This is a genomic window from Mycobacterium sp. 1165178.9, assembly GCF_001673555.1.
Lineage (GTDB): Bacteria > Actinomycetota > Actinomycetes > Mycobacteriales > Mycobacteriaceae > Mycobacterium.
In genome coordinates this window covers 1-9,996 of record NZ_LZMB01000281.1, presented here as the reverse complement: position 1 = coordinate 9,996, position 9,996 = coordinate 1, and the positions used below count along the sequence as shown (strand labels likewise).

Annotated in this window: 10 protein-coding genes, 1 pseudogene and 1 riboswitch; of the genes and pseudogenes, 8 read left to right on the top strand and 3 right to left on the bottom strand. The window is 69.5% G+C overall.

The window, feature by feature from the left end:
- Positions 1–20 precede the first annotated feature (20 nt).
- Positions 21–227: a DUF3046 domain-containing protein gene (locus tag A5652_RS12135; protein WP_067351048.1), complete on the top strand. Its 207-nt coding sequence runs from the start codon at positions 21–23 to the stop codon at positions 225–227.
- A 10-nt stretch (positions 228–237) separates the two neighbouring features.
- On the opposite strand, the pseudogene A5652_RS12130 reads toward A5652_RS12135, so the two are convergent.
- Both A5652_RS12130 and A5652_RS12125 read right to left on the bottom strand, forming a co-directional pair.
- Positions 238–812 (bottom strand): annotated as a pseudogene (locus A5652_RS12130) (flavodoxin family protein).
- Positions 700–1,365: a (2Fe-2S)-binding protein gene (locus tag A5652_RS12125; RefSeq protein WP_067351043.1), complete on the bottom strand. Its 666-nt coding sequence runs from the start codon at positions 1,363–1,365 to the stop codon at positions 700–702. The pseudogene A5652_RS12130 and the gene A5652_RS12125 overlap by 113 nt, the downstream one beginning before the upstream one ends.
- An 84-nt stretch (positions 1,366–1,449) precedes the next feature.
- A riboswitch (cobalamin riboswitch) is annotated at positions 1,450–1,517 on the bottom strand.
- A gap of 209 nt (positions 1,518–1,726) precedes the next feature.
- Here A5652_RS12125 and recA point away from each other — a divergent pair.
- The 4 genes from recA to A5652_RS12105 all read left to right on the top strand — a co-directional run bounded on the left by recA (position 1,727) and on the right by A5652_RS12105 (position 5,474).
- Positions 1,727–2,767, top strand: a complete 1,041-nt coding sequence (recA, locus tag A5652_RS12120) for a recombinase RecA (RefSeq protein WP_067351039.1) — start codon at positions 1,727–1,729, stop codon at positions 2,765–2,767.
- Positions 2,733–3,254 (top strand): recombination regulator RecX, encoded by a 522-nt coding sequence (gene recX, locus A5652_RS12115; protein WP_067351036.1) that lies wholly within the window; start codon positions 2,733–2,735, stop codon positions 3,252–3,254. The genes recA and recX overlap by 35 nt, the downstream gene beginning before the upstream one ends.
- Before the next feature lie 61 nt (positions 3,255–3,315).
- Entirely contained in the window at positions 3,316–4,848 is a 1,533-nt protein-coding gene (miaB, locus tag A5652_RS12110) for a tRNA (N6-isopentenyl adenosine(37)-C2)-methylthiotransferase MiaB (protein WP_197513933.1), read from the top strand.
- Positions 4,836–5,474 (top strand): hypothetical protein, encoded by a 639-nt coding sequence (locus A5652_RS12105; protein ID WP_067351030.1) that lies wholly within the window; start codon positions 4,836–4,838, stop codon positions 5,472–5,474. Before miaB ends, A5652_RS12105 begins: the two co-directional genes overlap by 13 nt.
- Before the next feature lie 8 nt (positions 5,475–5,482).
- On the opposite strand, the gene A5652_RS12100 is transcribed toward A5652_RS12105, so the two are convergent.
- A complete protein-coding gene (locus A5652_RS12100; protein ID WP_067351027.1) occupies positions 5,483–6,811 on the bottom strand; it encodes a DUF349 domain-containing protein in 1,329 nt (442 codons plus the stop codon).
- 568 nt (positions 6,812–7,379) lie between these two features.
- On the opposite strand from A5652_RS12100, the gene A5652_RS12095 reads away from it, so the two are divergent.
- The 3 genes from A5652_RS12095 to miaA all read left to right on the top strand — a co-directional run.
- The gene (locus tag A5652_RS12095; RefSeq protein WP_067351024.1) at positions 7,380–8,357 is read left to right on the top strand and encodes a DMT family transporter; all 978 of its coding nucleotides are present in this window, start codon (positions 7,380–7,382) and stop codon (positions 8,355–8,357) included.
- A 66-nt stretch (positions 8,358–8,423) separates the two neighbouring features.
- Entirely contained in the window at positions 8,424–9,116 is a 693-nt protein-coding gene (locus A5652_RS12090; RefSeq protein WP_067351021.1) for a hypothetical protein, read from the top strand.
- A gap of 8 nt (positions 9,117–9,124) precedes the next feature.
- Positions 9,125–9,996 (top strand): tRNA (adenosine(37)-N6)-dimethylallyltransferase MiaA (miaA, locus tag A5652_RS12085; RefSeq protein ID WP_067351053.1); only part of this gene is annotated, 872 nt, incomplete at its 3' end.

The window sequence follows — 9,996 nt, the reverse complement described above, 5'->3', positions numbered from 1 at the left end:
CTCAGGCGCGCTCGCTGGGTATGTTGACTGCCGTGCGGCTAACGGAGTTTCACGAGCGGGTAGTCCTGCGCTTTGGCACCACCTACGGGTCCTCGGTGCTGGTGGATCACGTGCTAACGGGCTTCGACGGACGCACGGCCGCACAAGCCATCGAGGCGGGCGCCGAGCCCCGCGACGTCTGGCGGGCGTTGTGTGTGGACTTCGACGTGCCTCGGGAACAGTGGTGAGCGCGGCGCGCTACTCGTATGCCGGGTACGTGTTCTGCCGCAACACCGTTGCGAGGTGCACGGCGTTGCGGACCGCATTGCCGGTAGCGGACGCGACGGCTTCCGGCACGTCGTCCAGGTCGGTGTAGTCCGTGCCCTACATAGCCTCGCCGTTCCAATTGGTGCATCCCTGCGCGGCGATCGAGAATCCAATGTCATTGAGGGCCTGAAATAGGTCGGCGACGATCTTGTGCGCGCCGTCCTCATTGCCCACGACCGCGGCCAGGGCCACCTTGCCGACCATCCGCGGCCTTCCCGCGTCATCGGTGTCGGACAGCTCGGCGTCGAGGCGCTCCAGCACGCGCTGCGCCACGCTGAACATGTGACCGACCCAGTGGGCGTCGACACGACCACGATGTCGGCGGCCTTGATCTTGTCGAGCAGGGACGGCCAGTCATCGCCCGGCCCCATGTCGGCTTCGTCCCATCGGGCCCTACCGCCGCGTCCGGCGCAGTCCGCAGTCGCCGCAGAGCGAACCCCCGGGCAGACGGTAAAAAAGGCAGCAGCTGCGACGCCTGAAGTCCAGCTGCGGGCCGGTGAGGACACCGGATCCGGACATCGTGCCGGTGTCCAACAGCAAACGGGCCGTCCGCACGATCGCCGGCCGCAGGTCGGGCCGCGCCGCAAGCAGGGCCTGCGCCGCCCCGGCCAGCGCGGAGGCGATGTTGCCGGCGAGCAGGGCGGGTGCCAGCTTGACCGGTAGGCCAGCGGCGAGCGGCCTCATGTGTTCGACCACGACGATGCGATACAGCGCCTCGGGCGCGGGCGAGGTGATGGCTGCCCCAACGGGTTGGGGCAGCCGTAGCTGTGCGCCGCCGTCGGCGCGTTGCAGGTCGTCAAGGTCGGGCAGCACGCCGTGACCGATCGCGCACGCGAGCACCGGTGACCACAGCCGGGCGGCGTGGCCGAGGTGAACCAGCGAGGCGCCGATCCGCTGGTCGTTCGTGCGGTAGCGCCGGACGGTGGCGTCGATCAGGTCGGCGCAGCCGTCGGTGTAGGACCGCCCGACCGGATGCCATCCCGCCGCGTCGCCGCCCACGGTTAGCGCGAAAAAGCCACCGTAGGAAGCTATTTCGGCCAACTCGGTGGAAATGTCCATTGTCGCGACCGCCTCTTGGGGAAATGCGCCCCAGTCGTCGTGAGCCCAGTTGTCTGGGCCCCGGCTGTCATGGGTAGTGCCGACGCTATCTGGCTCTGTCGGGTGCAAGGAGATCACAGCGGCGGGACCGCATCGGATTCGCACCGATTTCCTCGGGCTGCCCGGTGAAGCGAAGCCGCTCGACGCTTCGGTAGCCGATGCTGCCACAGAGGCGACGCGCGCGGCGTGTCGAACTTGAATCGAACACCTGTTCGGCTACTGTAGTGAGTGTTCGGCCAGTCAACTTGTCGGTGGCTTTCTCTAATGTCACCGCCAACCGACCGATACCGGTCAGACGAACACCGACTATAGGAGAGGCACCATGGCGCAAGCCCCCGACCGCGAGAAGGCTCTCGAACTGGCGATGGCCCAGATCGAAAAGAGCTACGGCAAAGGCTCAGTGATGCGTCTCGGCGACGAGACACGTCAGCCGATCTCGATCATTCCGACCGGATCCATCGCACTGGACGTGGCCTTGGGCATCGGCGGGCTGCCCCGCGGCCGGGTCGTGGAGATCTACGGTCCGGAATCCTCGGGTAAGACCACCGTCGCCCTGCACGCGGTGGCCAACGCCCAGGCCGCCGGCGGCGTCGCCGCCTTCATCGACGCCGAGCACGCCCTGGACCCGGAGTACGCCAAGAAGCTCGGCGTGGACACCGATTCCCTGCTGGTCAGCCAGCCTGACACGGGGGAGCAGGCCCTCGAGATCGCCGACATGCTGATCCGCTCCGGCGCGCTCGACATCCTGGTCATCGACTCGGTGGCCGCCCTGGTGCCGCGCGCCGAGCTCGAAGGCGAGATGGGCGACAGCCACGTCGGCCTGCAGGCCCGGCTGATGAGCCAGGCCCTGCGGAAAATGACTGGCGCGCTGAACAATTCGGGCACCACCGCGATCTTCATCAACCAGCTGCGTGAGAAGATCGGGGTGATGTTCGGCAGCCCCGAAACCACAACGGGTGGAAAGGCTTTGAAGTTCTACGCGTCGGTGCGCATGGACGTACGCCGGATCGAGACGCTCAAGGACGGCACCAATGCGGTCGGTAACCGCACCCGGGTCAAGATCGTCAAGAACAAGGTGGCGCCGCCCTTCAAGCAGGCCGAGTTCGACATCCTCTACGGCCAGGGGATCAGCCGGGAGGGCTCGCTGATCGACATGGGTGTGGAGCAGGGCTTCATTCGCAAGTCCGGTTCCTGGTTCACCTATGAGGGTGAGCAGCTCGGTCAGGGCAAGGAGAACGCCCGCACCTTCTTGATGGAAAACGACGAAGTCGCGAACGAGATCGAGAAGAAGATCAAGGAGAAGCTCGGCATTGGCGCGGTCGTGACCGATGACGACGTCCTGCCCGCCCCCGTCGATTTCTGAGCCCTCCCGCGAGGAGCAGGCGCGGGCACTGTGCCTGCGCCTGCTCACCGCGAGAGCGCGCACCCGGGCCGAGCTCCACGGCCAGCTGGCCAAACGCGGTTACCCCGACGACGTCAGTGCGCGCGTGCTCGACCGGTTGGCCTCAGTCGGCTTGATCGACGACACCGACTTCGCCGAGCAGTGGGTGCATTCCCGCCGGGCGCACGCCGGGAAGAGCAAGCGTGCCTTGGCCGCAGAGCTGCACACCAAGGGCGTCGACAACGACGTGATCACCTCGGTGCTGGCGGGGATCGATGCCGGTGCCGAACGGGACCGGGCGGAGCAGTTGGTCCGGTCCAAGCTGCGCCGGGAGACGCTGGACGGCGACGACGCGAGGGTGACTCGCAGGCTGGTGGGAATGCTGGCGCGCCGTGGTTACAGCCAGAACCTGGCATGCGAGGTGGTTTTCGCCGAGTTGGCCGCCGAGCGGGACCGTCGCCGGGTCTAGGCCCGTGACGTGCGGTTTCCCGTGCGCCGACCCGCCGCCGTACCATGGCCCCGTGACTTCGATGGTGGCGCGGGACGCCGGGCCCGCAGGCGCGACGTCCGACGCCGCGTCCGTGCGTACCTACCAAGTCCGCACCTACGGCTGCCAGATGAACGTCCACGACTCCGAGCGGTTGGCGGGCCTGCTGGAAGCGGCCGGCTATCAGCGAGCCGGCGCGGGCGTCGACGCCGACGTGGTGGTGTTCAACACCTGCGCCGTGCGGGAGAACGCCGACAATAAGCTGTACGGCAACCTCAGCCACCTGGCTCCGCGCAAGCGCGACAATCCCGAGATGCAGATCGCCGTCGGAGGCTGCCTGGCCCAAAAGGACCGGGACGCGTTGCTGCGCAAGGCGCCCTGGGTCGACGTCATCTTCGGCACACACAACATCGGATCGCTGCCCACGCTGCTGGAACGCGCCCGGCACAACAAGGTCGCCCAGGTCGAGATCGCCGAAGCGCTGCAGGAGTTCCCGTCGTCACTGCCCAGCGCACGCGAATCCGCCTACGCCGCTTGGGTTTCCATCTCCGTCGGGTGCAACAACAGCTGCACGTTCTGCATCGTCCCGTCGTTGCGGGGCAAAGAGGTCGACCGCAGTCCGGACGACATCCTGGCCGAGGTCGCCTCGCTGGTGGACGACGGCGTGCTCGAGGTCACGCTGCTGGGTCAGAACGTCAACGCCTACGGGGTGTCCTTCGCCGACCCGGCCCTGCCCCGCGACCGCGGCGCCTTCGCCCGCCTGCTGCGGGCGTGTGGCGACATCGACGGGCTGGAACGAGTGCGGTTCACCTCGCCGCATCCGGCCGAATTCACCGACGACGTCATCGAGGCAATGGCGCAGACGCCTAATGTCTGCCCCGCCCTGCACATGCCGCTGCAGTCCGGATCCGACCGGGTGCTGCGCGCGATGCGACGGTCCTACCGCGCCGAGCGCTACCTCGGCATCATCGATCGCGTCCGCGCCGCCATGCCGCACGCCGCCATCACCACCGACCTGATCGTCGGATTTCCCGGAGAGACCGAAGAGGACTTCGCCGCCACCCTCGACGTGGTGCGCCGAGCCCGGTTCTCGGCCGCGTTCACCTTCCAGTACTCCAAGCGGCCCGGCACCCCGGCCGCCGACCTCGACGGGCAGATACCGAAAGCCGTTGTGCAGGAACGGTACGACCGGCTGATCGCACTGCAGGAGGCGATCTCGCTGGAGGGTAACCGGGCCCTGATCGGACAGACCGTAGAACTGCTGGTCGCCACGGGCGAAGGGCGCAAGGACAGCCGCACCGCGCGGATGACCGGGCGGGCGCGCGACGGCCGGTTGGTGCACTTCGCCGTCGACGCACCCGCCGACACCCCGGTGCGGCCCGGGGACATCATCACCACGGTGGTCACCGAAGCCGCGCCGCACCACCTCATCGCCGACGCGGGCATCGTTACGCATCGCCGCACCCGGGCCGGTGATGCGCAGGCCGCCGGGCAGCGCCCGCGCGGCGTCGGCCTTGGCATGCCCGCCGTCGGGCCGCCCGCCGGCCCGCCCGAACCCCTTGGATGTGCGCTGTGAAAAAACAGACGAACAACGACGACTTACAGCTCGGCGCCCTGCGGACCGAGATCGAGGCAGCCGAACGCCGCGTGGCGCGCGGAATCGACCCCGGTCCACGGGCTTTCTTCGTGTCGATCCTGGTGTTCGTGCTGCTGGCGTCCTTCATCCTGCCGCACACCGGCGACGTGCGCGGCTGGGATGTGCTGTTCGGTAGCCACCACGCCGGCGCGGCCGCCGTCGCCCTGCCGTCGCGCGTGTTCGCCTGGCTGGCACTGGTATTCGGCGTGGGCTTCTCGATGCTGGCGCTGGTAACGCGGCGCTGGGCGCTGGCCTGGGTTGCGTTGGCGGGCACCGCCATTGCGGGCGCCGCGGGCATGCTGGCGATCTGGTCGCGGCAGACCGTTTCCGCGGGGCACCCGGGGCCGGGCTGGGGCCTGATCGTCGCGTGGCTCACCGTGCTCGTGCTCATCTACCACTGGGCACGCGTGGTCTGGTCACGCACCATCGTGCAGCTCGCCGCCGAGGAGCAGCGACGCCGCGTCGCGGCGGCGCAGCAGTCGATCACCCTGCTGGACGGTCTGGACAACCCGGCCACGCCGGCAGCCTCGGAGGCCCGCGACGATCCCGACACCAAGGGGGTCTGAGGCCGCCCCTAGGGCTTGCGGGTCAGCGCCTCGACCGCCGCCTGCGCCCACTGCCGCCACTGCTCGGCGTTGGCTTTCGCCTCTTCGGCCTCCTTGGTCCGCCCCGCCGCGGCGGCCTTCTGAGCCTGCTGTTCGTATTGCTCGGCGCGGGCCTGGAATTGCTCGGCTCGAGCCTGCGCCTGCGGGTCAGACCAGCCCGCGTCGCCGGCGTCGCGCACCTTCTTCTCGACCGCGCGCAGCCTCCGCTCGAACTCGGCGGACCGCTCGCGCGGGACTTTGCCGATCGCGTCCCACTTCTCGGTGATCGTGCGCAGCGCGGCACGGGCGGCCTCGTGATTGCTGGTGTCCAGCTTCTCCGCCTCGGCCAGCAACGCCTCCTTGGCGGTGGCATTGGCGCGGAACTCGGCGTCCTTTTCCGCCGTCACCGCGTTGCGCGCGGTGAAGAACACGTCCTGGGCGGCCTTGAAACGCCGCCACAGGGCGTCATCGACCTCCCGGGTCGCCCGCCCGGCGGCCTTCCACTCGGTGAGCAGCTTGCGGAATTCGGCGCTGGTCGCGGTCCAGTCGGTCGAGTCGGACAGCGCTTCGGCCCGCTCGCACAGGCGTTCCTTGGCCTGGCGGATACTCGAGCGCTCCCGGTCCAGCTCGGCGAAGTGCGATCCCCGCCGCCGGTTGAAGGCCTCCCGGGCCGCGGAGTAGCGCTTCCACAATGCGTCGTCGACCTTGCGGTCCACCCCGCTGATCGTCTTCCACTCGTCGAGGATCGCGCGGAACCGGTCGCCCGCTGCCTTCCACTGCGTCGCGTTGGCGGCCAACTCCTCGGCCTCCGCGGCCAGCGCCTCCTTGCGCGCGGTCTGGGTGGCCCGATGCTCTTCGCGCCGGGAGCGGTCCGCGGCAACCGCCGCCTCGGCGTGTTCGGCGATGGTGCTCAACCGGCCCGCCAGCGCGTCGACATCGCCCAGCACGGCAGCCGTCGGCAACGTCTCGGTCAGCTCGGCCGCGTGAGCCTTGATCTTGCGCGCGTCACCGCTCCCGGAGGCCAGTCGCTCCTCCATCAGGGTGACCTCGGTGGCCAGGTCATCGAAGCGACGGCCGAAGTGGGCGAACGCCGCCTCCCGGTCGCCGGCCTGCCAGGAGCCGATGATGCGCTCGCCGGCGGAGCTGACCAGCCACACCGTGCCGTCGTCGTCCACGCGTCCGAACTGGTGCGGATTGCTGGGCGGCGGCATCACCAGCGGGTGAGCGGTGGTGGGCCGCGGTGTCGGCCGGGGGCCGGGACGTGGTCCCGGACGCGGCGCGGGCCGAGCTGAATCGTCGCGAGGCTCGTCAGCCGTCATGCGCTCGTCACTACCCTTTCGCAACCCTTCCGCGCGGTCCGTGTCCCGCGCGCCTGCCGCGCGTAGCGGCACCGTTTCCTGCGTCTGCGGGATGCCCGTGGCCGGGTCCTCGCAACAGGTGCTTAACAGTATTCAAGCAGCTTGCTCTGGCACGCGCCGCCACCTTCTCGTTCCCGACCGGCCCGGCGACGTCGCGTCAGCGTTGCCTGCGAAATCGCGCAGCGGTGGGAAGCGGCGCGGGCACACGGCGAGCCGCCCCGTGAGCGTGGCCCACGACTCGCCGAACGCTCTGGACGGCGCTGTGACACCGATTCCATCGCGCCAAGCGTGAAGCGGCCGGTTGCCTGGGGGACGTAACCCGCGCTCATAGCTAGCTGTGTAGTTCTCTTAGAGTTCTCCCACGCGTTACATAGATTGCTGAAGTAATAGTTGAACGGTTACCTGCGGCGTTATTAGCAACGTGTGCAACGTCATACGTTTGTAGTTGAACTGAACGCGAATTGTGCGTGTATTTGCTTGCGCCACGGGGAAAGCTGGGTCGAACGGTCGTCGGGCGGAGGGATCGATCATGTCGAAAGTTGATGTCGCGGCGTTACTAGCCCTGTGCGCAGCGCTGGCATCGGCGGTAGGCGACGTGATCCGCCAGCGCTCCGCGCACGAGATCACCGACAAGCCGGTCGGTCACCTGGAGCTGTTCCGCATGTCGCTCCGGGACACCCGGTGGTGGCTTGGCGGCCTGGCCGCGATCCTCAACTACAGCCTGCAGGCCGCCGCCCTGGCGTGGGGTTCGGTCGTCTTGGTGACCGCCCTGCAGGTGACGGCCCTGCTGTTCGCCCTGCCCATCTACGCGCGGCTTGCTCATCACCGGGTGAAGCCCCGGGAATGGACATGGGCCCTCACCCTGGCCGCCGCGCTGGCGGTCGTCATCATCGTCGGCGATCCCGCCGCCGGAAAGCAGCGCGCGCCGCTGCAAACCTGGATCATCGTCGCCCTGGTCATGGTGCCGCTGCTGGTGGCCTGCGTGGTGACCGCACGACTGCGGGCCGGCAGCCCCTTCTCGGCCGTGCTGCTCGCGGTGGTGGCGGGCTCCTCACTCGCGCTGTTCGCGGTGCTGACCAAGGGGATCGTCGAGATGTCCGAGCACGGCCTGCTGCGCGTGCTCACGTCGCCGGAATTCGTGCCCTGGCTGCTGGTGGCCCTGGCCGGGATGATCTTCCAGCAATCGGCTTTCCGCGCGGGCGCGCTGACCGCGTCGTTGCCGACGATGACGGTGGCCAAACCGGTGGTCGCCGGCCTGCTCGGCGTGCTGGTGCTGGAAGAGACGCTGAGCGCCAGCGGCCCCAAGGCTTTCGTGCTGATCGGCGCGGTGGCGGTGGTCCTCATCGCCACGATCGCCTTGGCCCGCGGCGAAGCCGCAACCATCGACCGCGCGGAGCAGGGGTCAGGTGGTGCCCCGCGAGAAGTACCGGCCCGGGACGTGACCGAAGACGACGACTTCGGTCCCTGCAGCGACCGTCTGGTGGTGGCGGACAGCTTCCGTCCTTGATGTCCGGCGGCTCGGGCAAACCGAACTGATGCCCGGCCGCGGGCGCGGTCACGTTAGTTTGGTGGCGTGCTGAGCGCGATTGCGATCGTCCCGTCGGCGCCGGTCCTCGTCCCCGAGCTCGCCGGAGCGGCCATCGCCGAGGTGGCCGACCTGGCCGCGGCGACGCTTGCGGCGGCCGCGCTGCTGCCCGACCGCTGGGTGGCGATCGGGACGGGGCCCGACGACGGCGTGCTGGGTCCTGACGCGGTGGGCACCTTCGCGGGTTTCGGCGCCGACGTACGCGTCCGGCTTTCGCCGCAGGCGGACGCGGCCGCCCCGCCGGTCGCGTTTCCCGTCTGCGCGCTGCTGGCCGGCTGGGTGCGCGGCCAGGTGCAGCCGAGCGCCACCGCGCAGGTCCGGATCTATCGCACGGATCACGAAGCCCAAGCCGCACTGCGCCTTGGCAAACAGCTGCGCGACGAGATCGACCGCCAGGCCGAGCCGGTCGGGGTGCTGGTCGTCGCCGACGGCGCGAACACGCTGACACCGGCGGCCCCCGGCGGACACGACCCGGACAACGCCGTCGCGCAAGAGGCGCTGGACGACGCGCTGGCCGTCGGCGATATCGCCGAGCTGCGCCGGCTGCCGCGCCAGATCCTGGGTCGGGTCGCGTTTCAGGTGCTGGCCGGGCTGGCCGATCCCGGACCCCGATCGGCCAAGGAGCTGTACCGCGGAGCGCCCTACGGGGTGGGCTACTTCGCCGGTGCCTGGCAGCTGTGACGGCCGCCGTGCGCCCCCTGGCGATCATCGGCCCAACCGGCACCGGCAAGTCGCAGTTGGCCCTCGACGTCGCAGAACGGGTCGAGCGGCTTGGCGTCCGCGCCGAGATCGTCAACGCCGATGCGATGCAGCTCTATCGCGGCATGGACATCGGCACCGCCAAGCTGCCCGTCGACGGCCGCCGCTGCATCCCGCACCATCAGCTCGACGTCCTCGACGTCACCGAGACCGCGACGGTCGCGCGCTATCAGGGCGCGGCCGCCGCCGACGTCGAAGCGATCGCGGCCCGTGGTGCGCTGCCGATCATCGTGGGCGGCTCCATGCTCTACGTCCAGTCGCTGCTCGACGAGTGGTCGTTTCCCGCCACCGATTCCGCGGTGCGCGCGCGCTGGGAGCGGCGGCTCGCCGAGATCGGGGTGGGCGAGCTGCATGCCGAACTGGCCCGTCGCGATCCCGCCGCGGCCGCCTCCATCCTGCCCACCGATGCCCGACGCACGGTGCGGGCCCTGGAAGTGGTCGAGCTGACCGGCCAGCCGTTCGCCGCCTCCGCTCCGCAGATCGGCGCCCCCAGGTGGGACACCGCCATCGTCGGGCTGGATTGCGACACAGCACTTCTCGATGAGCGGCTGGCCCGGCGCACCGACGCGATGTTCGACCGCGGTCTGGTCGGCGAGGTGGTCGCGCTGCTGGACCGGGGCTTGCGCGACGGGGTCACCGCCTCGCGCGCGCTGGGCTATGCCCAGGTGTTGACGGCGCTGGACGAGAGCGGTCCGGCGGGCCCTAGCGCCGATCAACTCCGGAAGGCGCGCGAGCAGACCTTCTTCGGCACCCGACGCTACGTCCGGCGCCAGCGGTCCTGGTTTCGCCGGGATCATCGCGT